At 68.3% G+C, this 22367-nt stretch carries 19 protein-coding genes; 12 read left to right on the top strand and 7 right to left on the bottom strand.

Features of this window, described 5'->3' with window-relative positions:
• Positions 1–86 precede the first annotated feature (86 nt).
• The 12 genes from IAI59_RS21550 to IAI59_RS21495 are packed head-to-tail and all read left to right on the top strand — an operon-like array spanning position 87 to position 13385.
• Complete coding sequence (locus IAI59_RS21550) at positions 87–929, top strand: GntR family transcriptional regulator (protein WP_207415222.1); 843 nt, start codon at positions 87–89, stop codon at positions 927–929.
• A complete protein-coding gene (locus IAI59_RS21545; protein ID WP_207415223.1) occupies positions 926–2128 on the top strand; it encodes an ABC transporter substrate-binding protein in 1203 nt (400 codons plus the stop codon). The genes IAI59_RS21550 and IAI59_RS21545 overlap by 4 nt, the downstream gene beginning before the upstream one ends.
• 12 nt (positions 2129–2140) lie before the next feature.
• Positions 2141–3013 carry a branched-chain amino acid ABC transporter permease gene (locus IAI59_RS21540; RefSeq protein WP_207415224.1) on the top strand — a complete coding sequence of 291 codons (873 nt, stop codon included), beginning with the start codon at positions 2141–2143 and terminating at the stop codon, positions 3011–3013.
• On the top strand, positions 3010–3960 hold the full coding sequence (locus tag IAI59_RS21535) for a branched-chain amino acid ABC transporter permease (protein WP_207415225.1): 951 nt from the start codon (positions 3010–3012) through the stop codon (positions 3958–3960). The genes IAI59_RS21540 and IAI59_RS21535 overlap by 4 nt, the downstream gene beginning before the upstream one ends.
• On the top strand, positions 3957–4706 hold the full coding sequence (locus IAI59_RS21530; RefSeq protein WP_207415226.1) for an ABC transporter ATP-binding protein: 750 nt from the start codon (positions 3957–3959) through the stop codon (positions 4704–4706). The genes IAI59_RS21535 and IAI59_RS21530 overlap by 4 nt, the downstream gene beginning before the upstream one ends.
• Positions 4699–5400 (top strand): ABC transporter ATP-binding protein, encoded by a 702-nt coding sequence (locus tag IAI59_RS21525; RefSeq protein ID WP_207415227.1) that lies wholly within the window; start codon positions 4699–4701, stop codon positions 5398–5400. The genes IAI59_RS21530 and IAI59_RS21525 overlap by 8 nt, the downstream gene beginning before the upstream one ends.
• 7 nt (positions 5401–5407) lie before the next feature.
• Positions 5408–6805, top strand: coding sequence for an MmgE/PrpD family protein (locus IAI59_RS21520; RefSeq protein ID WP_207415228.1), 1398 nt, complete (start codon positions 5408–5410; stop codon positions 6803–6805).
• Positions 6802–7677 carry an isocitrate lyase/PEP mutase family protein gene (locus tag IAI59_RS21515; protein WP_207415229.1) on the top strand — a complete coding sequence of 292 codons (876 nt, stop codon included), beginning with the start codon at positions 6802–6804 and terminating at the stop codon, positions 7675–7677. Before IAI59_RS21520 ends, IAI59_RS21515 begins: the two co-directional genes overlap by 4 nt.
• Entirely contained in the window at positions 7674–9320 is a 1647-nt protein-coding gene (locus IAI59_RS21510; protein WP_207415230.1) for a hydantoinase B/oxoprolinase family protein, read from the top strand. The genes IAI59_RS21515 and IAI59_RS21510 overlap by 4 nt, the downstream gene beginning before the upstream one ends.
• A complete protein-coding gene (locus IAI59_RS21505) occupies positions 9317–11371 on the top strand; it encodes a hydantoinase/oxoprolinase family protein (RefSeq protein WP_207415231.1) in 2055 nt (684 codons plus the stop codon). Before IAI59_RS21510 ends, IAI59_RS21505 begins: the two co-directional genes overlap by 4 nt.
• Positions 11368–11982 carry a cysteine hydrolase family protein gene (locus IAI59_RS21500; RefSeq protein ID WP_207415232.1) on the top strand — a complete coding sequence of 205 codons (615 nt, stop codon included), beginning with the start codon at positions 11368–11370 and terminating at the stop codon, positions 11980–11982. The genes IAI59_RS21505 and IAI59_RS21500 overlap by 4 nt, the downstream gene beginning before the upstream one ends.
• Positions 11979–13385 carry an FAD-dependent oxidoreductase gene (locus IAI59_RS21495; protein ID WP_207415233.1) on the top strand — a complete coding sequence of 469 codons (1407 nt, stop codon included), beginning with the start codon at positions 11979–11981 and terminating at the stop codon, positions 13383–13385. The genes IAI59_RS21500 and IAI59_RS21495 overlap by 4 nt, the downstream gene beginning before the upstream one ends.
• A 4-nt stretch (positions 13386–13389) precedes the next feature.
• Here the strand turns inward: IAI59_RS21495 and IAI59_RS21490 are convergent, their stop codons facing one another.
• From IAI59_RS21490 to IAI59_RS21460, 7 genes are all read right to left on the bottom strand, one after another.
• On the bottom strand, positions 13390–15114 hold the full coding sequence (locus IAI59_RS21490) for a hypothetical protein (RefSeq protein ID WP_207415234.1): 1725 nt from the start codon (positions 15112–15114) through the stop codon (positions 13390–13392).
• A complete protein-coding gene (locus IAI59_RS21485) occupies positions 15111–16214 on the bottom strand; it encodes a glycosyltransferase family 2 protein (RefSeq protein WP_207415518.1) in 1104 nt (367 codons plus the stop codon). Before IAI59_RS21485 ends, IAI59_RS21490 begins: the two co-directional genes overlap by 4 nt.
• Positions 16215–16395: 181 nt before the next feature.
• Positions 16396–17931, bottom strand: coding sequence for an ABC transporter substrate-binding protein (locus IAI59_RS21480; protein ID WP_207415235.1), 1536 nt, complete (start codon positions 17929–17931; stop codon positions 16396–16398).
• A gap of 24 nt (positions 17932–17955) precedes the next feature.
• Positions 17956–18993 carry a D-2-hydroxyacid dehydrogenase gene (locus IAI59_RS21475; RefSeq protein ID WP_207415236.1) on the bottom strand — a complete coding sequence of 346 codons (1038 nt, stop codon included), beginning with the start codon at positions 18991–18993 and terminating at the stop codon, positions 17956–17958.
• Positions 18994–19166: 173 nt separating this feature from the next.
• Positions 19167–20159, bottom strand: coding sequence for a Bug family tripartite tricarboxylate transporter substrate binding protein (locus tag IAI59_RS21470; RefSeq protein ID WP_237180373.1), 993 nt, complete (start codon positions 20157–20159; stop codon positions 19167–19169).
• Positions 20160–20253: 94 nt separating this feature from the next.
• Positions 20254–21402, bottom strand: coding sequence for an L-dopachrome tautomerase-related protein (locus IAI59_RS21465; RefSeq protein WP_207415237.1), 1149 nt, complete (start codon positions 21400–21402; stop codon positions 20254–20256).
• A complete protein-coding gene (locus tag IAI59_RS21460; protein ID WP_207415238.1) occupies positions 21399–22364 on the bottom strand; it encodes an SMP-30/gluconolactonase/LRE family protein in 966 nt (321 codons plus the stop codon). Before IAI59_RS21460 ends, IAI59_RS21465 begins: the two co-directional genes overlap by 4 nt.
• Positions 22365–22367: the final 3 nt, after the last annotated feature.

Below are 22367 nucleotides of genomic sequence, written 5' to 3'. Positions count from 1 at the left end.
GCAATCCTGCTGTCCCGTAGTCTAGACAGCAAGTGGTCTTAGAAACCAGACAGCCCAGTCGCCGTCACGAAGGGAACAGGAAGCGCGTGGACGCCGCCGTAGAGCCGTTCAAGGCCCGCCGCATCTATCTGCTGCTGCGCGACCGCATCGGCAGCGGTGCGCTGCCGGCGGGCGACCGCCTGCCGGGCGAGCCGGACCTCGCCGCCGCCTATGGCGTGTCGCGCGTCACGGTGCGCCGCGCCCTCGAGCAGCTGGTGGCCGAGCAACTGGTGGAGCGCCGCCCCGGTGTCGGCACCTTCGTGCGCGCGGGCCTGCCGGCGCTGGGCACCACGGTGCTCGACTTCTCGGATGTCTTCTCGCACCTCAAGGAAATGGGCCGGCGCACCGAAGTACGGCTCCTGTCCTTCGACTACCTGGTGCCAGCCGCCGCCGTGGCGGCGGCGCTGGGCCTCGCGCCGGGGGAGCGGGCGCAGCGCGCTGTGCGCGTGCGCATGCTGGGCGACGCGCCCTTTTCCTTTCTCACCACCCATGTGCCAGAGCGGCTGGGCCACACCTATTCGGAAGCCGAGCTCGCCAGCCAGCCGCTTTTGGCGCTTCTGGAACGCTCGGGCGCCGTGGTGGGCCGCGCGCGGCAAAGCATCGGCGCCACGCTGGCCGGGCCGGAGGTTGCGGGGCTGCTGCAGCTGGAGATCGGCGCGCCACTGCTGTCGCTGACCCGGCTGGTGGAAGACGAGGCGGGGCGCGCGGTGGAGCACCTGCACGCGCTGTATCGCCCGGACCGCTTTTCCTTCGAAATGCAGCTCCAGCGCACCGGCGCGCTCGGCGAACGCCGCTGGAGCCCGCTGCCGCCCCCCGGCACCGGGGACGCGGCCAACAACCAAAACGCCAAGCCCGCGCGGCCCCCCCGCAGCAAGAGGACCACGTCATGATGCTTCCGCTTTCCCGCCGCGCCGTGCTGGCCGGCACCGCCGGGCTGGCCACCACGCTCGCCATGCCGCGCATCCTGCGGGCGCAGCCCGCAGCGGTGAAGCTTGGCATCCTGCAGCCGCTGACCGGCGCCCTGGCGCAGGACGGTGAATTGGGGCGGATCGGCGCGGAAGCGGCGGCGGCGGCGATCAACAAGGCCGGTGGCATCAACGGCGCCAAGCTGGAGCTGGTGGTGGCCGACGCGCGCTCCAACCCCGAGGCTGCGGCGCAGGAGGTCGAGAAGCTGCAGGCCGGAGGCGTGGCTGCCATCGTCGGCGGCTTCGCCAGCCCGATCTGCCTGGCGGCCTCGCAGGCGGCTGCGCGCTACGACCTGCCCTACATCGTCGATGTGGGCGTGTCGGACGCGATCCTGCAGCGCGGCCTGACCAATACCTTCCGCTTCGCCCCCGGCTTCGGCATGGTGACCGCGACGGCGCTGGACAACCTGTCCAAGCTGAACGATGCCGCCGGCAAGCCCTGCAAGACGGTGGTGCTGGTGCATGAGGACGGGCTGTTCGGCTCCGGCCTCGCCAAGCTGATGCAGACCGAGCTTCCCAAGCGCGGCTTCGAGATCCTGGAAACCATCGCCCACCCGACGCCGGCGCGCGACATGTCCAACGTCGCGCTGCGTATCCGCTCGCTGCGCCCGGACCTAGTGATCCCCTCCAGCTATTATGGTGAGTTCGTCTTGCTGGCCCGCACCATGCGGCAGCAGCGCATCCGGCCCAAGGGCATCTACGCCGTGCTGAACGGTGCTGCTTCCAACTTTCGCTTCGTCAAGGAATTTCCGGACGCGGCGCTCAACGTCATGGACTGCAACCACTGGCACGATCCCAAGAACGCTGAGGCGCTGGCGCTCAAGAAGCAGGTGGAGGACAGCGGCAAGTTCTGGGCCTACAACATTCCGCTGAACTATTCCTGCGTGAAGCTGGCAGCGGACGCCATCGCGCGCGCCGGCGGTACGGACCGCGCCAAGGTGACGCAGGCGCTGGCTGCCAGCGAATTCGCTGGCCACATCATGCCTTATGGCCCCACCAAGTTCGCCCAGGGCCAGAACCAGGGCGCCCGCCCGGTCAACACCCAGGTGCAGGGCGAGGACATCAAGGTCATCTTCCCCGAGGAAGTGGCCGACGCCAAGCCGGTCTTCCCGGTGCAGGGCTGAACGGGACACTGAATGTATTCGCCTGAAATCATCGCCGAGGCCGTGGTGAACGGCCTGTTGACCGGCGGCACTTACGCGCTGATCGCGCTGGGGCTGACGCTGGTCTACGGCGTGCTGCATATCGTGAACTTCGCGCATGGCGCGCTGCTGACCTGTGCCATGTTCGCGGTGCTGGGCATGCACCTGTGGCTGGGGGTGGACCCGTACTGGTCCATCCTGCCGCTGGCCGCCGTCTTCTTCGCCTTTGGCTACGGGCTGCAGCGCTTCGTCATCGGCCCATCCAGCCATGGCGAGGACCGCAACACCCTGCTGGTGACGCTGGGGCTGTCCATCATCCTGGAGAACCTCTTGCTGGCGGCCTTCAAGTCGGACACCCGCACGCTGGGTGCCGACACGGCCTTCGATGTCATCGAGCTGGGGCCCATGCTGCTGTCCCGCCCGCGGCTGATCGGCTTCGCCGTCGCGTTGGTCACCGCCGGGCTGTTGTGGCTGCTGTTGTCGGCGACCGACACCGGCCGCGCCATCCGCGCCGTGGCCAAGGAGAAGCTGGGCGCGCAGCTGTCCGGCATCGACCCGCGGCACATCTTCGCGGTCACCTTCGGCATCGGCTGCTCCTGCCTGGCGGTGGCCGCCTGCCTCCTGCTGCCGACCTTCTACGTCAATCCGCGCGTCGGCAATGCCTTCGTGCTGGTCGCCTTCACCATCGTGGTGCTGGGCGGCATGGGCTCCATCACCGGTGCGCTGGTGGGCGGGCTGCTGGTGGGCGTGGTGGAAAGCCTGGGCGGGCTGCTGCTGGGCGAAAGCCTTGGCCAGCTCGGCATCTTCCTGATCTTCATCCTGATGCTGCTGGTGCGCCCCACCGGGTTGTTTGGAGCCCGGGCATGAGCGCGCGCGATATCGCGGCCCCCGTGCTGCTGGTGGCGGTGCTGGCGGTGCTGCCGTTCTTCGCCTCCGGCACCATGCTGAATTTCCTGGTCTCGGCGCTGATCGTCGCGCTGGGGGCGCAGGGCTGGAACCTGCTGGCCGGCTTCGGCGGCCAACTTTCCTTCGGCCACGCCGCCTTCTTCGGCATGGGCGCCTATGTCACAGCCCTTCTGCAGATCCGATTCGGCATCAACGCCTGGGCCGGCATGGCGGCGGGCATCGCGCTGGGCGCGGTGGTGGGCTGGGTCATCGGCTTTCTGTCGTTTCGCGCGCGGCTGCGCGGCTCCTACTTCGCGCTGGTGACGCTGGCCTTCGCCGAGGTGCTGCGCATCCTGGCCAATGCGGCGGACTTCACCGGCGGTGCGGCGGGGCTGCTGATCCGCCTGCAGCCCGGCTTCGGCAACCTGCAGTTCCCTGACCGCGGGGTGTTTCTGTGGCTGGTCCTGGGCTGCATCCTGTTCGTGCTGCTGCTGACCGCCTCCATCGAACGCAGCCGCTTCGGCGCGCAACTCGTCGCGGTGCGGGAAAATGAGGATGCGGCCCGCGCGCTGGGCGTGGACGTGCTGGCCACCAAGCTCAAGGCCATCTCGCTGTCGGCTGCCATCACGGCGGCGGCGGGCTGCCTTTACATGCAGAACTTTCTCTACCTGGACGCCAACATCGCCTATGGCACCTGGATCTCGGTGGAGGTGCTGATCGCCTCCATCATCGGTGGGTTGGGCACGGTGCTCGGCCCCGTGGTCGGCGCGCTGGCGCTGCACGGGTTGGGTGAGGCCACCAAGCTGGTGTCTGGTCAGATCACCGGCATCGACCTCGCCATTTTCGGTGCCGTGCTGATCCTGTCCGTGGCTTTCGCACCCAATGGGGTGATGGGCCTGCGCCGGCTGTTCAAGGGGCGCGCGGGATGAGCCTTCTTTCGGTCAACGGATTGTCCCGTCGCTTCGGCGGCCTTCTGGCGGTGGATGGCGCTTCCCTGCAGGTGCCCGCCGGCGCCATCACCGGCCTGATCGGGCCGAATGGCGCGGGCAAGACCACACTTTTCGCGCTGATCTCCGGCTTTCTGGAACCCAGCGCCGGCAGCGTCGAGTTTGACGGCCAGGACGTGACGCGGGAAGCGCCGCACCTGCGTGCCCGCCGGGGCATCGCCCGCACCTTTCAGATCGTGCAGCCTTTCGCGGGGCTGTCGGTGCGCGACAACATCGCGGTCGGCGCGTATCTGCGCCACCCCGGCCGTGCCGAGGCGCTTGTGCGGGCTGAGGCCGTGGCGCGCGAAGTGGGCCTCGGTTCCATGCTGGACGGCCCGGCCTCCGCCCTCACCGTCGCCGGGCGCAAGCGGCTGGAGCTGGCCCGCGCCCTGGCCACCGAACCGCGCCTCCTGCTGCTTGACGAGGTGTTGGCCGGTCTCAACCCCTCGGAAGTGCGCGACATCCTGCCGGTCATCCGCACCATCCGCGACCGCGGCGTGACCATCCTGATGATCGAGCACGTGATGCAGGCCGTGATGAACCTGTGCGACCATGTCCATGTGCTGGCGCAGGGCCGCATGATCGCGGAAGGCGCGCCACGCGCCGTCTGCGCCGACCCCGTGGTGATCGAGGCTTATCTCGGCCACGGTGCCGCCGATCGCATCAAGGCGGAGGCACCGCATGCTTGAGGTGTCCGGATTGCGGGCCGGCTATGGCCCGGTGGAAGTGTTGCGCGGGCTGGACATGGCTGTCAGCGGCGGTGAGATCGTTGCCGTGCTGGGGGCCAACGGCGTTGGCAAGACCACGTTGAACAAGGTGTTGTCCGGCGTTCTGCCGGCCACTGCGGGTGCTATCCGCTTCGATGGCTCCGCCATTACGGGCGCCAGCCCGGACGCCATCGTCTCGGCGGGACTGATCCACGTGCCGGAGGGGCGCAAGATCTTTCCAAATATGAGCGTGCGCGAGAATTTGGAGCTCGGCAGCTATCGGCGCGGCAAGCCCCGCCGCCGCGCCAATTTGGAGCGGGTGTTCGAGACCTTCCCCCGCTTGCGGGAGCGTATCCGTCAATTCGCCGGCACGCTGTCGGGCGGTGAGCAGCAGATGCTGGCGATCGGCCGTGGCATGATGGCCGAGCCGCGCCTGCTGATCCTGGACGAGCCCTCCCTTGGCCTGTCGCCGCTGCTGGTGGAGGAGATGTTCGCGCTGATCCGTCGCCTGAATGCCGATGGCCTGCCGATCCTGTTGGTGGAGCAGAACGTCGTGCAGTCGCTGGAGATCGCCTCCCGCGCCTTTATTCTGGAAAACGGCATCTTCGCCATGCACGGCGCCGCCGCCGACATGCGCGACGATCCCGAATTGCGCCGGGTGTATCTCGGCCTGTGAGGCTTGCATGAGCATCGTCACCCCCGGCGTCCAGCCTGCTTCCGTGCTGTTGCAACAGGGCACGCCACCCTGGTTGGAACAATGGTCGCGCTTCGCCGCCGATTTCCGCCCGGCACATCTGCCGGCGGAAGCCATGGACCGCGCCAAGCTGGTGCTGCTGGACAGCATCGGCGTCATCGCCTCGGGCATGCAGGAGCCGGAGTTGCGGGTGCTGCTGCCGCGCCTGGCCGCGACGCAGTCTGGCAGCCTGCCGGTGATCGGCGGGGGCGTATCGCTGGCACCCGGCGCCAATGCCTTTGCGCACGGCACCGCCGGCACGATGCTGGAGCTGGACGAAGGCAACCAGTATGCGCGCGGCCACCCCGGCATCCATGTCGTGCCGGCGGTGCTGGCGGCACGGCCCGATGCGACCGGCGCCGCCGTGCTGGGTGCCCTGGCGCTGGGCTACGAGATCGGCGCGCGCATCGGCATCAGCAGCAAGCTGCGGGTGACGATGCACCCGCATGGCACCTGGGGCACCGTTGGCGCCGCGCTGGCGGTGGCCGCGCTGCACGGAGGGGATGCGGACCGGATGCGCGAGGTGCTGAACATCGCTTCCTCCTTCGGCCTGTCCACCAGCCGGCGCACCATGCTGGAAGGTGCGACGGTGCGGAACAGCTATGCCGGCCTGTCCAACCAGCTTGGCCTCCTGGCCTGGGACCTGGCGCAGTCCGGGTTCATCGGTGAAACGGATGGTGTCGGCGCCGTCTATGGCGGCATCATCGCCGAGGACTTCCGGCCGGAAGACATGGTCGAGGATCTCGGCACGCGCTGGGAGATCGCCCGCAACTACTTCAAGCGCCACGCTGCCTGCCGCTACACCCACGGCGCGCTGGATGCTTTGGCGGCACTTCAGGCCGAGGCGCCGCTGGACGCCGCCGCGATCGAGCGGATCGAGGTGGATACCTATGTCTGGGCCGCGCAGCTGGACCTGCCGCAGCCGCGCAACATGCTGTCCGCCAAGTTCTCGCTGCCCTTCGCGCTGGCCACCAGCATCGTGCACGGCGCGGCGACCGTGCCCGCCTTCCGCGAGCCGGCGCTGCACCAGGCCGAAACGCTGGCGCTCGCCGCCCGCGTGGTGGTGCGGGAGGACCCGGCGCTGACGGCGCGCCTGCCCGGGCTCCGCCCCGCCCGCCTGCGCGTGCTGTTGCGCGATGGCACCGTCCGCGAGGCTGCCGTCGAAACCAACCGCGGCGATACCGAGGACCCCTTCGCGGCCTCGGACATCGTCGCGAAGTTCCATGAGCTGGCCGACCCCGTCTGGGGCCACGCCCATGCCGCCCGCGTGGCGGAGGCGGTGATGGCGCTGGGCACGGCCACCACCCTGGCACCGCTGCATGCGCTGCTGGCAGGAGAATCCCTATGAGCTTCCGGCAAAGGCTGGCAGGGCCGCGCCCCGTCGTGGCACCCGGCATCTACGACGCGCTGACCGCGAGCATCGCGGCCGGTGCGGGGTTCGAGGCGCTCTACGTCTCTGGTGCCGCCGTCGCCTATACCCGCCTCGGCCGCCCCGACATCGGGCTGGTGTCCATGGCCGAGATGGCCGAGACCGTGGCGTTGATCCGAGACCGTGTGGCATTGCCGCTGGTGGTGGATGCGGACAACGGCCACGGCAACGCGCTCAACACCCAGCGCACCGTGCGGATGTTCGAGCGGGCGGGCGCGACCGCGCTTCAATTGGAAGACCAGACGCTGCCCAAGCGCTGCGGCCACCTGCAAGGCAAGGCATTGATCCCGGCAGACGAGATGGCCGGCAAGGTCAAGGCTGCCGTCGATGCCCGCGCCAGCGAGGAGACGCTGATCATCGCCCGCACCGACGCAGTCGCGGTGGAGGGGCTGTCCGCCGCGCTGGACCGTGCGCATCTCTATGCCGAGGCGGGCGCCGACGTCTTGTTCGTGGAGGCCCCGCGCGACCGCGCGCAGATGGCCAAGGTGGTGGAAAGCCTCGGGGGCAAGCGTCCCTTGCTCGCCAACATGGTGGAGGGCGGCGACACGCCGATCTCATCCGCCGACGACCTCGGTGCCATGGGCTTCCGGCTGGTGATCTTTCCCGGCGGCATCGTGCGCGCCCTGGCCCGCGCGGCGCAGGATTACTATCGCTCGCTGGCCGCCAATGGCAGCAACGCGCCCTTCGCGGAGCGCATGTTCGACTTCACACAGCTCAACGCATTGATCGGCACGCCGGAGATGCTGGCTCTGGGCCAGAGCTACGATTCCTTCAAGGGCGCCGCTGAATGATCGATCCCGTCACGCTGGCCATCCTGAAGGGCCGGCTGGAGCAGATCGCGGACGAGATGGACGCGACGTTGTTCCGCTCCGCCTTCAATCCGATCATCGCCGAGGCCAAGGACGCCTGCCACGGCCTCTACCACGCGGAAACCGGCGAGACCCTGGTGCAGGGCACCAGCGGGCTGCCGATCTTCGTCGGCGCCATGGCTTTTGCCGTGAAGGCGGTGATCAGCAAGGTGGCGCGCGAGGGCGACCTGCGGGAGGGCGATACCTTCCTGTTCAACGACCCCTACGAGGGCGGCACGCATCTCAACGACATGCGGCTGGTGCGGCCGGTGTTCCGCCAGGGGCGGTTGTTTTGCTGGATGGCCTCGGCCGGGCACTGGCTGGATGTCGGCGGCAACGTGCCAGGCAGCTACAATCCCAAGGCCACCGAAAGCTTCCAGGAAGGCTTCCGCATCCCGCCCGTGCGGCTGATCCGCGACGGCGTGGTCAGCCAGGACATCCTGGACATCCTGGCCGCCAACTCCCGCGTGCCCACCTCCAACTGGGGCGACCTGAACGGCCAGCTCAACGCGCTGGACCTCGGCGAGAAGCGCGTGGCCGCGCTGATCGACGAGCATGGTGAGGCGCTGGTGGCCGAGGCCTTCACCGCCTTCTCGGCCCGCGCCGAGGCGCTGATGCGCGCCGCCATCGCCAGCCTGCCGGACGGCACCTATTCGTTCGAGGACGTGCTGGACAACGACGGCATCACTGACGACCCGCTGACCATCGCGCTGGACCTGACCATCGCGGGCGACGGCATGGTGCTGGACTTTTCCCGTTCCTCGCCGCCGGCACAGGGGCCGATCAACATCGCCCGCTCCACCACCATCGCCGGCTGCTACGTGGCGCTGAAGCACGTCTTCACGGAGGTGCCGGCCAATGCCGGGTGCCTCCGCCCCATCACCTTCGTGGTGCCGGACGGCATGCTGCTCAGCGCCACGGCGCCCAAGCCCGTGGCCGGCTATACCGAGACGGTGCTGCGGCTGATCGGCGTGATCTTCGGTGCACTCGCCAAGGCGGATCCGGCGCGCGCCACGGCGGCGCCCTTCGGCACCATCAATGCGTTGTCGCTGGCCGGCCACCGCGCCGATGGCTCACGCTGGGTGATGTTTTCGTTCTTTGGTGGCGGACTCGGTGGCAATCCGGAAACGGACGGTCTCAACCACGCCAACAACCCGATCTCGACCGCCACCATCCCGCCGGTGGAGATCCTGGAGGCCGCTTACCCGGTGATGTTCACGCAATGGGCGCTGCGCCCGGATTCCGGCGGCATGGGCCAGCATCGCGGCGGCCTCGGCGCCGTCTACGAGATCGAGGCGCTGACGGATGCCAGCGTGTCATTGCTGGGCGAGCGGGGCAAGGTTGCGCCCTTCGGCGTGCATGGCGGCGGCAGCGCCGCGCTGAACCGCTTCTCCTGGCAAAGCGACGAGGGCGAGCAGTCCCCGCCCATGGTCAGCAAGATCACCGACATCCGCCTGAAGGCCGGGCAGCGCGTGCGGCTGGAAACGCCGGGCGGCGGCGGCTGGGGCGAGCCCGCCGCGCGTGACACGGCGGCCGCCGAGCGCGACCGCCGCATGGGCTATGTCTCGAAGGGAGACGTGGCATGAGCGGTACGATCGTTGGGGTCGATGTCGGCGGTACCTTCACCGACCTGTTCTGCTTCGATGAGGCGCAAGGGCGCTTCCGTACCGCCAAGGTGCCGTCCAACCGCGGCGACGAGGCAGTGGGCTTCCTGGACGGGTTGCGGACCTTCGGCCCGGTGTCGCAGCTCGCCTCCGTCGTGCACGGCACGACCGTCGGCACCAACGCGCTGCTGGAGCGCAAGGGTGCCAGGGTCGGGCTGATCACCACGCGCGGCTTCCGCGACGTGTTGGAGATGCGCCGCCGCGACCGGCTCCGCACCTGGGGTTTGTGGGGCGACTTCGTGCCCGTGGTGGACCGCGACATGCGCCTGGAAGTGGGCGAGCGCGTGCTGGCCGACGGCACGATCCGCGAGCCGGTGGATGCGGAGGAGGTGCGCGCCGCCGCGCGACAGCTGATCGCACAGGGCGCCGAGGCGCTGGCCATCGTCTTCATCAACGCCTATGCCAACCCGGCCAACGAGCAGGCGGCCCTGGCGGCGGCGGCCGAGGTCTGGACCGGCGACACCATCGCCTGTTCCAGCCAGATCCTGCCTGAGATCCGCGAGTTCGAGCGCACCTCCACCACCGCGCTGAATGCCTACCTGCAACCGGTGGTGGGCTCCTACCTCGGCAAGCTGGACGCCGCGCTGCAAAGCGACGGCTTCACCGGCCGCTTCCACATCGTTCAGTCCAACGGCGGCGTGATGTCCACGGCCTCCGCGCGTCGGCTGCCGGTGCGCACCGCGCTGTCGGGCCCGGCGGCCGGCGTCATCGCGGCGGCGGCCATCGCCCGCGCGGCGGGCTTCCCGGACGTCATCACCGGTGATCTGGGCGGCACGTCCTTCGATGTTTCACTGGTGGTGGGCGGGGAAACCGCGCTGGCGGCGCAGACCACCATCGACTTCGGCCTGGTGATCCGCACGCCGATGATCGAGATCACTACCATCGGCGCCGGCGGCGGCTCCATCGCCCGCGTCGATGCCGGCGGGCTGCTGCAGGTGGGACCGGAAAGTGCCGGCTCCCGCCCCGGCCCCGTCTGCTACGCGCAGGGCAACACTCGTCCGACGCTGACGGATGCCAACGTGGTGCTCGGCCGCATCAACGCGGAGCGCCCCATCGGCGGCAAGCTGGCACGGCTAGATGTGGAGGCCGCCAAGGCCGCCATCCTGGAGCATGTGGGCAAGCCACTGGGGCTCGACGCCATGGCGGCGGCGGAGGCGATCCTGCGGGTCGCCAACGGCCACATGGCAGGTGCCATCCGGCTGGTGTCGATCGAGCGCGGGCACGACCCGTCGCGCTTCGCGGCTGTGCCCTTCGGCGGCGGCGGCGCGCTGCATGCCGGTGCGCTGATCCGCGACGTGGGCCTCAAGGCGGCGCTGGTGCCGCGCTATCCCGGCGTCACTTCCGCCCTTGGCTGCGTGATCGCGGATATCCGCCACGATCAGGTGCAGACGCTGAACCTGATGCTGGAAGGGCTGGACGCCGCCGCGCTGGACCGGCGCATGGTGGCCGAGGCTGCGGCGGTGCGCGCCGTGGTGGCCGAGGCCGGACTGCCGGTGGAGCGGATCGACATCCTCTTCGCGCTGGACATGCACTACGCCGGCCAGACGCACACCGTGTCCGTGCCGCTGCCCGTCGCAGTGTCGGGCGGTACCACGGGCGTGACGGAAGCGGTGGTGCGCGGGGCCTTCGAGGAGAGCTACCGCACCTCCTTCAGCCGGCTGCTGCCAGGTGTCGCCGCGCGCATCGTCAACCTGCGCACCGCCGCCGTCGGCCGCCGGCCGCATTTCGACCTGCGCGCCCTGGCGCCGGAAGCCGGCGCCTCTGTCCAAGGGGCGGCGCGGGGCACGCGTCCCGTCTGGTTCTCTGGCGCCTGGCATGAGGCCGCGATCTTCGCGCGGCTGGAGTTGCCGGTGGGCGCCGTGATTCCGGGTCCTGCCATCCTGGAGCAACCGGACGCCACAACAGTGGTGGACCCCGGGCTGTCCGCGCGGGTGGATGAGCTCGGCAACGTCATCGTGGAGGCCGCGGCATGAGCCAGGAGACCATCCCCCCGCAGGACACGGCGCTGCTGATCGTCGACCTGCAGAACGACTTCGTGCACCCGGACGGCGCCTATGCCCGTGGCGGGCAGGGGGCGCCGGCCATCGCTGCGCTGCCGGCGCGCCTCGCGCCGCTGGCCCGCGGGCTGCAGGCCAGCGGCGGCTGGGTGGTTTCCACACAGTTCACCCTGGTGCCGGGCAAGGGTGGCGAGCCCATCGTTTCGCCACACCTGCTTTCGCTGCGGCCTTTTCTGCGGAAGGGCGATTTCCAGCCCGGTGCCTGGGGGCACCAGTTGGTGGACGAGTTGCAGCCGGCCGACCTGTTGGTCGAGAAGGTCGCCTACTCGGCCTTCTACATGACCCGGCTGGAATGGGTGCTGCGCAAGAGCGGCATCCGCCGGCTGATCGTCGGCGGCATCGTGACCAATGGCGGCGTCGCCTCCACGGTCCGGGAAGCGCATGTCCGGGACATCGACGTGACCGTGCTGTCCGACGGCTGCGCCGCTTTTTCCGCCGAGGTGCACGACACGGCCATTGCCGCGCTTCGCCCGGTCTGCCGCGTGGCCACCATCGCCGAGGCGATGGCGGAGCTCGGCGCCGCATGAGCATCCTGCCCGCCGGCGGTGCGGCCTTTGAGTTCACCGTGCCCGTGCTGGTGGTCGGCGCCGGTGCCGCCGGGCTGACAGCCGCGCTGGCGGCGGGCGAGGCGGGCGCCGAGGTGCTGGTCCTGGAGCGCGACGCCGTGCCGCGCGGCTCCACCGCCCTGTCCGCCGGCCTGATCCCGGCCCCGGGCACCCGCTGGCAGCGGGCGGCAGGGGAAGAGGACAGCCCCGCCCTCTTCGCCGCCGACATCATGCGCAAGGCGGATGGCGAGCCGGACCCGGTGCTGGTCGGTGCCGCGACGGAAGGCATCGCCCCCACGCTGGAATGGCTGGCGGACAGTCACGGGCTGGATTTCTCCGTGATCACCGACTTCCGCTACCCCGGCCATTCGGCTTGCCGCATGCACGGCCTGCCCAGCCGGTCCGGCGAGGAACTGGTGGACCGGCTGCGCAACGCGGTGGAGCAGGCGGGGATCGACATCCTGTGCGATGCGCAGGTGACAGATTTGTTCGCCGATGACGGCGGTTGCATCCGCGGCGTGGCGCTGCGCCGGCCGGATGGCAGCATGGAGCAGGTGGGTTGCGACGCGCTGGTGCTGGCCTGCAATGGCTATGGCGGCAATCCGGATCTGGTGGCGCGGCACGTACCCTCGCTGGCCGGCGCGCTGTACTTCGGCCACCCCGGCAACCAAGGCGAGGCATTGCTCTGGGGCGAGGCGCTGGGCGCCGGCACGCGGCACCTGTCCGGCCATCAGGGACACGGCTCCGTCGCGCACCCGATCGGCATCCTGATCACCTGGGCCACCATTATGGAAGGCGGCATCCAGGTGAACGCGGAAGGCCGGCGCTTTTCCGACGAAAGCCACGGTTATTCCGAACAGGCCGCCAGCGTGCTGCGCCAGCCCGGCGCCATAGCGTGGTCGGTGTTCGACGAGCGCATCGCCAGCATTGCCCGGCAATTCGAGGACTTCCGCCAGGCCGAGGCCGCGGGCGCTATCATCTCGGCCCCCAGCATCGAAGCGCTGGCCGAGGCCACCGGTCTGCCCCCCGCCGCGCTGCGTGACACGCTGGAGCGGGTGGAGGGCTGTAAGGCGGGGCAGGGGAAGGACCGCTACGGCCGTGCTTTCGAGGGCGTGGCGCCATTGCAGCCGCCCTTTCGCGCCGTGCGTGTCACAGGTGCGCTGTTCCACACGCAGGGCGGCTTGACCACGGATGGGGAAGCCCGCGTGTTGCGCCCGGACGGCACGGCGCTGCCCAACCTCTTCGCGGCCGGGGGCGCAGCCTGCGGCGTGTCAGGTAGCCGGGCGGAGGGCTACCTGTCGGGCAACGGGCTGCTGACAGCGGTGGCCATGGGCCGCATCGCGGGCGCCATGGCTGGGGGTGGCCCCCGTCATCGCAATGAATGATGCTTCAGTGGCGAAAGGTGCCTGACCTTCCACCTGCTAGTGGCCACCTTGCCCGGCTTCGAAAATGAAAGATGGCCTGCACCAGCCAGACCAGCATCGCAGTGCTGGAGATGTACCATCCCGCCACCTCTGCCGGCACCGGCTCAAGTTTGAGAGCGACCTGGTGTTGACCTGCCGGAATATCGATTTGCACCAATCCTAGATCTGGGGACGGCCTGACGGGCAGCCTCTGCTCGCCTGTTTTCGCGACCCAGCCACTGAAAAAGAGCTGTGCGACGTCGATCGTGAAGGGCACGGGGGACATCGTTTGGAATACGATATCTCGTGCGGTCCAGGAAACGACGGCAGCGCTAGCCAGCTGCTCCAAAACCTCCAATCGAGCCCCGGAAAACGGGCGATCCGGCTCGTGGTCAAAAGGCAGCCTGCGAAGGCTGTGGACAGGCCGGAACGTCTCATAAGTTGTGCGTATAGCGCGGACAATGGGCCAAGGAGTGCGAGCGGCATCGAAATTGCCATATTGCAGTGCAGGTATGGCCTGGGAGGCGCCAAACAGGATGGAAAGTGCCACCCCCATCGGGATCGCGATCCTGGTCCAGCGGGCACCTATGGAGCCCATGAGCACGGCTATCGAGATGGCTGTACCCAGATCGGCTAGTGCGAGCATGCGCGACGGGAACTGGACATTCTGAAGGATGGGAAGCAGCCGCCAGACCGGTGCCATCCAGACCGACATCATGACCAGCATGCCGACGGTCAAAACGCTCCAGATCCGGCCAAACCGCGGTGACAATCGGTAGCGTAGGAATACGGCTAGCATGGCAAGATTGAGCGCAAGCTGCGCGAGCCAGATAAGGTCAAGGGCCAAACCGATCGCACGTGATCCCTGACCCAGGCCGCCGGTAAACGAATTGCCGAGGAATACGCCATTCGGCAAGATATCGACCGGTACGTTGACCTCCGAGCGGAGCGTGACAGCTGGTACCAGATATACCGCTGACAGAAGGATGCCGAGCAGGGCAGCCCAACTGATGCGCCACAGTGCGGCAACAGCGAGTCGGCAGGCCAGGAGATAAAAAGCCAGAATTCCGGACGTTAGCAGTGCTGTGATGATGTGCGTAGCAATAAGTAGAGCAAAGCTTATGGGCAGAAGCAGCATGCCCCACCATTTGCGGCGCGCGACGCCATCCGCAGCCAAGAACACTAGGGGAAGGCAAAGATAGGCCGTGAACTCGGCAAATGCCGCACGAGTCCAGAGATCCATCAGCAGATGATAAGGGAGTGCCCCATAAGTGAGTGCTCCAAGTGCTGCTGGCCATGGCGGCACGACCTGCCTCGCCCAAGCAAAAAAGGCGAGGCCCGACGCCACCATGACCAGTGTTCCCGCCAGCGCCAAGAGGACCAGCCCGTCATGGGACCAAGCGATCACGGCTGTCAGACTACTCAGCAGATAAGGAACGGGACCGTAATAAAAGAAGGTGGGTGCGCCTAGGCCATTGTTCAGTCCTGGCAGCCATCTTGGGAAGAGAACACCCTGACCGATCTCCTGGAGCACTTCCTCGGCATACAGCACATGGAACCGGACGTCCCAGGCGCCAGCAGGGAAGCCGAACACGAGAAGTGGCCAGACACAGATGAGTGTGCCGATCACGACCACCAACAGCGGCCAAAAATACTGAGATTTTTCGCCGCCGATAGCGAACGGTCGGTTGGAAAGCCTAAGCCTGCTCATGCGACAGTATCGGAATGAGGCTTCGAGGGAATGGTAGCAGTTTCTGTCGGCGTGGGATGACGCGGTGTATGCGGTACGAGCAAATCCAACGATCTCTCATTGACCGGCGGGGATAGGCCAGGGTTTTCTGTGGCATCATACCGGCTGGGGAGGAAGCGTTCGGCCAAGTACAAGGGCCGGGCCTTCACCTCATTGAATACACGGCCCAAGTATTCGCCGATAATCCCAAGCGTTACTAGTTGAATTCCGCCCAAGATCAGCACGACGACCATGACGCTTGGGTAGCCGGCTACCGGGTTACCCCACACCACGGTGCGGAAGATGATGATTGCTCCGTAGCAGGCGGCCAAAAAAGCGGTGATGAGGCCAAGGTAGGTCGCAACCTTGAGCGGTGCGACTGTGAAAGACGTCAAGCCCTCCAGGCTGAAGTTCCAGAGATGCCAGTAGTTCCACTTGGTGGTTCCAGCTGCACGTGGGGCCCGGTCGTACAGTACGCCAGTGGTTGGAAATCCAATCCAGGCGAACAAGCCCTTCATAAAGCGATGTCGCTCGCGCAACGCCAGGAGAGCTTCCAAGGCGCGTCTACTCATCAAACGAAAATCCCCAGTATCAGCTGGGATCTCCACCTTGTCACTGACGCGCCGCATGACACGATAGAAGGCCGCAGCAGTGGCTTTCTTCAGCCACGTCTCACCCTGTCGCATCCGGCGTCGGGCATATACGACATCGAATCCCCTCCGCCATTCGGCGATCAGCAATGGGATCACTTCCGGTGGATCCTGCAGGTCCACGTCGATGACAACGATGGCCTCTGTTCCACGTGCATGGTCAAGGCCAGCGGTGAGAGCAATTTCTTTTCCGAAGTTCCGGCTTAGGTTGACGAGCGCGACACGAGGATCTGTGGTGCAAAGCACCTCTAATGCCGCGAGTGTTCCGTCGGTCGACCCGTCGTTGACGTAGACGACCTCCCAGCTCAGGGAGGTTCGACCCATCACATCTGACAGTCGCCTGTGAAATGCGGGTAGTACCTCGATTTCATTGAAGGCTGGAACCACAATGGATACGGAGGGAGCGGAAAGGATTGGTGTAATATCTGTCATTTCCACTCGAAGATCTCTTGCCAGCTTCGCATCGCTGCGAAGCAAGCATTCCATGCAGCCTCCACCTTAGACCAATCGAAGTATGACAATTTGTAACATTATCGCTATCTTGTAAGATAAGCGAAACCGTTGCGGCCAGCATTCTTCGCCGATAAGCTCCCGCTTGTTGCCAGATGGTCCTTCAGAATGGTCGCACCTCTACAGCCAGCACTTCCTCATCGGCGCGTGCTTGGTAGGTCAAACGCGCCTGCCCGGCATTGACCGAGCGCAGCAGGCCGACGCCGGTGATGAGGTTCTCCTCCACCGTTCGCCGCATCAGCGCGCGTAGCTGCTCGGCGCGTTGCGTGTCGTCCAGCGTCGCCCGTGCGCGCTGAATCATCGCATCGGTTTCCGGCGTGCCGAGACCGGTGAAGTTCAGCGTGCCGAGGCCAGGTACCGTACCGACTGAGTGCAGCTGAGAGCCCAGCAGGTAGGAGGTCTCGCCCGTCAGGGAGCCGAAGGCGGTGACGAAAGCGCCGTAGTCGCGCTTGTTGCGGCGGGTCAGGAAGGTAGCCTGCGGCACCACCTCCACCGTGGTGCGGATGCCGATGCGCGTCCAGACGGCGGCCATCGCCTGGCAGATGCGTGGTGTGCGGTTGGGCGAGCAGAACAGGTTCAGCCCGAAGCCCTGTGGGAAGCCCGCCTCCGCCAACAGCGCGCGGGCGGCGGCAAGGTCCTGCGCCGGCACCGCGCGGTCCGGCAGCGCGCCGAAGATGAAGGGCGGCGCGGGCTGGTCCGTCGGGTCGGCATAGCCTTCCATCACCTGCCGCGCGATGCCCTCGCGGTTCAGCGCCAGCGACATGGCGCGGCGCACCCGCCCGTCGCGCATGGGGTTGCGGCCATCGGCTTCCACGCCCGGCGGATTGGCGCGCTCCACATCCATGTACAGGTTGACGGCGTAGACGGAAGGACCATCGAACAGCGCGAGCCGGCGGTCATCGCGGATGCGAGGCGCGTCCTGCAACGGCACGTTGTTGATGAAGTCCACATCGCCCGCGATCAGCGCCGCGACGCGCGCGCTATCCACCGGGATCGGCACCAGCGAGGCGCCCTCCCATGGCACGGCGCCGCCCCACCAGTCGTCGTTGCGGCGCATCACCAGGGGCGCGCTGGTGGACCAGCTTGATACCCGGAAAGGCCCGGTGCCGATGGCGGCGGTGCCGGCGTTAAATTCGGCATTACCCTTCTCAGCTACCGAGCGCGGCACGATGAAGACCTGCGTCAGGTTGGTGGGCAGGATCGGCAGCGGGCCGTTGGTGCGGATGCGCAGGGTCAGGTCGTCCACCACATCCACCCCCGCGACGCCCGCGAGGTAGATGGTGTAGGGGTTGGGATTGCCCGCCACGTTGGGCACGCGCTGGAAGGAGGCCGCGACATCGGCCGCCGTGAAGGGCGAGCCATCATGGAAGCGCACGCCGGGGCGCAGTCGGAACTCCCACGTCGTCTCGTCCACCGGCTGCCAGGATAGTGCGAGGCCGGGCTTCAACTGCATTTGCGCGTCGCGCGCCACCAGCGTCTCGTAGATGTTGCGCAGCGCGCCGGTGTTGGACAGGTTCAGCAGCCAGTGGGGGTCCAGCGTGCTCGGCGGCGACTGGATGCCGATGCGCAGCGTCTGCGCCATGGCGGGGCCGGCCAGCAGCAGGGACAGGCCAAGGGCCAGCCGGGGCAGCAGCGTCATCGCTTAATTTCCTCTGAGGGGCGGTCAGTAGAGCTGGCCGGGTTCCAGGATGTTGCGCATCGCCTGGGGCCGGCCGTCCAGCCAGCAGCGTAGGTTGTCGATGAAGATGGCGGTGATGCGCGCATTCTCGCGCGATACGGTGCTGGCTGAATGTGGGCTGATCAGCACGTTCGGCATGGACCACAGCGGGTCTTCCGGCGGCAGCGGCTCCGGCTCCGTCACGTCCAGCGCGGCGAAGCCAACCTGCCCGCGCTGCAAGGCTGCGCACAGCGCCGGTTGGTCCACCACCGCGCCGCGGCCGATATTCACGAAGGCCGCGCCAGGCCGCATGGCGGCGAAGGCCGCGGCATTGAACATCCCTTCCGTTTCGGGCGTCTGCGGCACCGTGACCACCACGGCATCCGCCTGCCGCAACTCATCCAGAAGGTCGGACACGGGGGCGACGCGGTCGAACAGCGCGGCGTGACCACGCTCGCGTTCCGGCCGGCGGGCCAGCGCCACCACCTCCATATCCATGGCCTTGCCGATGCGGGCGCAGCCGCGCGCCAGGTCACCGGCGCCGATCAGCAGCAGCCGGCGCCCGGCCAAGTCCTCGCCGCAATAGCGTGTCCAACGATGCGCAGCCTGCTCCCGCCGCAGGTGGTCCAGGCCACGCACGTGCTGCAGCAGCGCCATGAACACCCATTCCGCCAGCGGCCCGGCATGTACGCCGCGCGCGGTGGTCACGGTGATGCCATGCTCGGCCAGGCGCAGCTTGGCGGCGGTGGGGCCGACGCCGGTGCTGGTGGCCTGGATCCAGCGCAGGCGGGGCATGATGTCCAGCAAATCGGCGGGCGGGAAGTCCCACAGGATGTCGGCCCGCGCCAGCAGCGCCTGCCACGCCTGCTGCTGCGCGGCGTCACGTGTGAAGGGCGCACCCTTGTGGTCCGCGACGTAGCGCACGGGCGGCAGCAGCGACGGTTCAAACAGCACGTCCAGCCGGTCGGGCGCCAGGGCGCGCAGCCTGTCCACGTGCCCGGCCTCCAGCGGCGAGGCAATGACCACCGTTTGCCGCTGGCTCACGCCCCTTGCTCCACCGGACATCGTGGGACTACGGCGGCGAACTCGACCATGAACGGCTCCTGTGCTTGGCGGAGCCTGAGCGCCGCCATTGCATGGTCCGCTGATTCGCGCGGCGGGGGAAGGGGCCGGGCGGACGAATCTTGCGCTTGCGCACAGATCACCCGGCCCGGGTGTCAGCCCTCCAGCTTCACGCCTGCGGCGCGCGCCACCTCGCCCCATTTGCGGATCTCGCTGGCCACGAAGGCATTGGCGGCCTCGATGCTTTGCGGCGCGGCGGTGCCGCCCAGCTCCTGCATGCGCGCCACGATGCGCGGCTCCCGCAGCAGGGCGGTGACATCCGTGTTGACACGCTCCACCACCGCGCGCGGCGTGGCGGACGGCACGCACAGCCCGCCCCAGCCGATGGCCTCGTAACCTGACAGCGTTTCGCCGATCGCCGGCACCGCCGGGAGCTGCGGCGCCCGCGCGGCGGAGGTGACGCCGATCGGCTTGATGCGCCCGCCCTGGATATGCGGCAGCGCGCTGGCCACGCTGTCGAACATGATAGGGATGTTGCCCGCGATCAGGTCCGTCATCGCGGGGCCCGAGCCCTTGTAGGGAACGTGCGTAAGCGTCACACCCGCCTGGCTGCAGAACATTTCGGCCGACAGGTGCTGCGAGGTGCCCGGACCGCCGCTGCCGTAGTTGATGCCGCCCGGGTCTGCCTTGGCTGCAGCCAGCAGTTCGGCAACGCTGTTGGGCGCGAAGGACGGATGCGCCACGATCATCAGCGGCACGGTGAACACCGTGGTGACGTAGGTGAAATCCTTCACCGCGTCATAGGGCAGGCTGGGGATGATGCTGGGGTTGATGCCATTGGTGCCGCTGGTGGAAGCCACCAGCGTGTAGCCATCGGGCACCGAGCGCGCGCCAGCCTCCATGCCCACCACGCCCGCGCCGCCCGCCCGGTTGTCTACCACGATGCGTTGCGGCCAACGGCGCGACAGCTCGTCCGCCAGGTAGCGCAGGATGGTGTCCGTGGCCTGTCCGGGCGGAAACGGGATCAGCAGCCGCACGGGGCGGTTGGGCCAGGCTCCGCTGGCGCGGGCGGTGCGGGGCAGGGCGGCCGCACCGGCCAGGGCGAGGCCGGCGCCCAGCCAATCGCGGCGGGCCATGGAACGCGACATGGGCAGACTCCAGAAGTGCGGCCGCGCTCTTCCGCCGTTCCGGCGGCCCGATCAAGTCAGGCCGGCTGTCCTATCGCCCTCCATCTGCCACCTGTTAACCGGCCGGGAGCCGCATGCGGAATACCGCATAGGGCGGCTGCTGCCGGTCGATCCCGCCATTGAAGCTGCCCCGCCGGTTGACCTGCGCCGAATTGACGTAGAGCCAGCCATCGCGGATCTGGAAGGTATCCGGCCAGATCAGCCGTGGGTCGCTTCCCAGCTGTTCGAAGCGCCCGTCCGGATGCCGGACGCCGATGGCGTTGAATTCCTGCCACGTCAGGTAGACCCGCCCCGCCGCATCGGCGGTCAGCCCGCCAGTCAGGCCCTTTTCGCCCAGGTCCTCCACCGCCGCCGCGACGGCGGCGTCATCCGCCTGAGGGTCCAGCAGCGTGGCGGTGGGCACGGCATAAAGCCGGCGGCCCATCAGCGGGGCGTAGAACAGCGTTTCACCATCCGCCGACAGCGCGATGCCATTAGCGCCGCCCTGCACCTCGCTGCTGCCGCCATCCGGCCGCCGTTGCCGCACCGGCTGGCCTTCCACCAACTTCAGCACGCCCTTGACGGAGGCGGTACTGGAATGCCGCGCCAGCCGCCGCGTCACGCGCCCGCTGGCCAGGTCAACCGCGATCACCGCACCCTGGCCGTCCTGCCCCTGGTCGGTGATGAAGGCGCCCCGCGCATCCACCCGCAGGTCGTTGAGCGAGGAAGTGGGTTCCACGGCGGGGCCGAGCAAGATGGTGCGCATCACCCGCCCGCTGCCGAGGTCGAAGCACATCAGCTTGGGCGCCCCGGGCACCGGCGGGCCGGAAGAGGCCATCAGGCCGGCATCCAGCACCCACAGCCGGTCCTCGGCGTCGAACACGCCGTTCGGGATGTGGAAGAAGGTGTCCTGCGGGCGCTTCGGGTCGGGGCGGTTGGTGGCCTCGTCCGGCCAGGGGCGGACGCTGCCATCCTCGGCCACCTCACCCACCGAATACACCGTCTTGTCGTCAAACCGGGGCATGAACAGGAACATGCGCCCGTCGCGGGACAAGGCGAGGCCGGTGGGCGTGGTCGGCGCCGCGGCCATGCGGAACAGTTCCAGCGGCCCCCCCTGTGCCGGGGCCGCCTGGGCCCCCGCGGGGGCGGGGGGCAGGGCCGCGATGGCCGTGCCCCCGCCCGCCGCCGCCAGCAGCCCGCGCCGCGCGATGCCCTTGCGTGTCATGCCCATGATGCTCCCCTGGTCAGCAGCGTGATGCGATGGATATGCGTGCCGTTGCACAGAAACAGCCAGCGACCGTCCGCGCCGCCGAAGGCAAGGTTGGCGCAGGGGGCGGGCGTCGGGATAAGCCCGGCGGGCGTGCCGTCCGGGTTCCAGATCATGGCGCCCCCGTCGGTGGCTGCGAAGAGCCGCCCCTCCGCGTCCATCGCCAGCCCGTCCGGCACGCCAGCGGCGACGCGGGCGAACGGGCGCTCATTCGTCAGCCGTAGGCCGTCGCGCACATCGAAGACCCGGATCTCGCGCTTGCCTTCACGGCCCTGTGCGGCGCTGGTGTCGCTGACGTAGAGGCGGCTGCCGTCAGGCGAAAAGACAATGCCGTTGGGCTGCTCGAAGCTATCGGCCACCTTGTCCAGGCGGCCGCCCGGATCCAGGCGGAACACAAAGCGGCCCGGCTGCTCCGGCCGCGCCATGCGCCCTTCTTCCGGCTGCTCCAGCCCGAAGGTCGGGTCGGTGAACCAGATGGCTCCATCCGCCGCGACGGCGAGGTCGTTGGGCGAATTCAGCGGGCGGCCATCGAACCGGTCGGCGAGCACGGACAGGCTGCCGTCGGCTTCCTCAAGCACCAGGCGCCGGCCACGGTGCTCGCAGCTTACCAGGCGGCCTTGCCGGTCGAAGGCATTGCCGTTGGCATTGTTGGAAGGGCTGCGCCGGATGCGGGCGGGCTCGCCGGCGGCCAGCTGCATCAGCCGGTCGGCGCGCACGTCGCTGAACACTAGCCGCCCGTTGCGGCTGTCCCAGGCTGGCCCCTCGCACCAGCGGCCGTCGTCGTAGACCGGCAGCAGCACCGCACCGGGCGCGACGATGCCGGGCAACGGCGCCGCGCGCAGCGCCCTCGCGGCGCCGCCCACCAACAAGCTGGAGGCGACGCCGCGCAGCAGCAGCCGGCGCGCAAGGGAGTGCGGCACGGC

The organism is Roseomonas haemaphysalidis, from assembly GCF_017355405.1.
Classification (GTDB): Bacteria; Pseudomonadota; Alphaproteobacteria; order Acetobacterales; family Acetobacteraceae; genus Pseudoroseomonas; species Pseudoroseomonas haemaphysalidis.
The sequence above is the reverse complement of the archived record's forward strand: the minus strand, read 5'-3'. Positions and strand labels throughout refer to the sequence as shown.

Coding starts and splice junctions, on each gene's coding strand:
- IAI59_RS21480 (WP_207415235.1), bottom strand. CDS start 17,931: ATGACGCTGCTGCCCCGGCTGGCCCTTGGCCTGTCCCTGCTGCTGGCC.
- IAI59_RS21470 (WP_237180373.1), bottom strand. CDS start 20,159: ATGTCGCGTTCCATGGCCCGCCGCGATTGGCTGGGCGCCGGCCTCGCC.
- IAI59_RS21515 (WP_207415229.1), top strand. CDS start 6,802: ATGAGCTTCCGGCAAAGGCTGGCAGGGCCGCGCCCCGTCGTGGCACCC.
- IAI59_RS21490 (WP_207415234.1), bottom strand. CDS start 15,114: ATGAGCAGGCTTAGGCTTTCCAACCGACCGTTCGCTATCGGCGGCGAA.
- IAI59_RS21500 (WP_207415232.1), top strand. CDS start 11,368: ATGAGCCAGGAGACCATCCCCCCGCAGGACACGGCGCTGCTGATCGTC.
- IAI59_RS21530 (WP_207415226.1), top strand. CDS start 3,957: ATGAGCCTTCTTTCGGTCAACGGATTGTCCCGTCGCTTCGGCGGCCTT.
- IAI59_RS21505 (WP_207415231.1), top strand. CDS start 9,317: ATGAGCGGTACGATCGTTGGGGTCGATGTCGGCGGTACCTTCACCGAC.
- IAI59_RS21465 (WP_207415237.1), bottom strand. CDS start 21,402: ATGACACGCAAGGGCATCGCGCGGCGCGGGCTGCTGGCGGCGGCGGGC.
- IAI59_RS21510 (WP_207415230.1), top strand. CDS start 7,674: ATGATCGATCCCGTCACGCTGGCCATCCTGAAGGGCCGGCTGGAGCAG.
- IAI59_RS21545 (WP_207415223.1), top strand. CDS start 926: ATGATGCTTCCGCTTTCCCGCCGCGCCGTGCTGGCCGGCACCGCCGGG.
- IAI59_RS21525 (WP_207415227.1), top strand. CDS start 4,699: ATGCTTGAGGTGTCCGGATTGCGGGCCGGCTATGGCCCGGTGGAAGTG.
- IAI59_RS21485 (WP_207415518.1), bottom strand. CDS start 16,214: ATGACAGATATTACACCAATCCTTTCCGCTCCCTCCGTATCCATTGTG.
- IAI59_RS21540 (WP_207415224.1), top strand. CDS start 2,141: ATGTATTCGCCTGAAATCATCGCCGAGGCCGTGGTGAACGGCCTGTTG.
- IAI59_RS21495 (WP_207415233.1), top strand. CDS start 11,979: ATGAGCATCCTGCCCGCCGGCGGTGCGGCCTTTGAGTTCACCGTGCCC.
- IAI59_RS21520 (WP_207415228.1), top strand. CDS start 5,408: ATGAGCATCGTCACCCCCGGCGTCCAGCCTGCTTCCGTGCTGTTGCAA.
- IAI59_RS21535 (WP_207415225.1), top strand. CDS start 3,010: ATGAGCGCGCGCGATATCGCGGCCCCCGTGCTGCTGGTGGCGGTGCTG.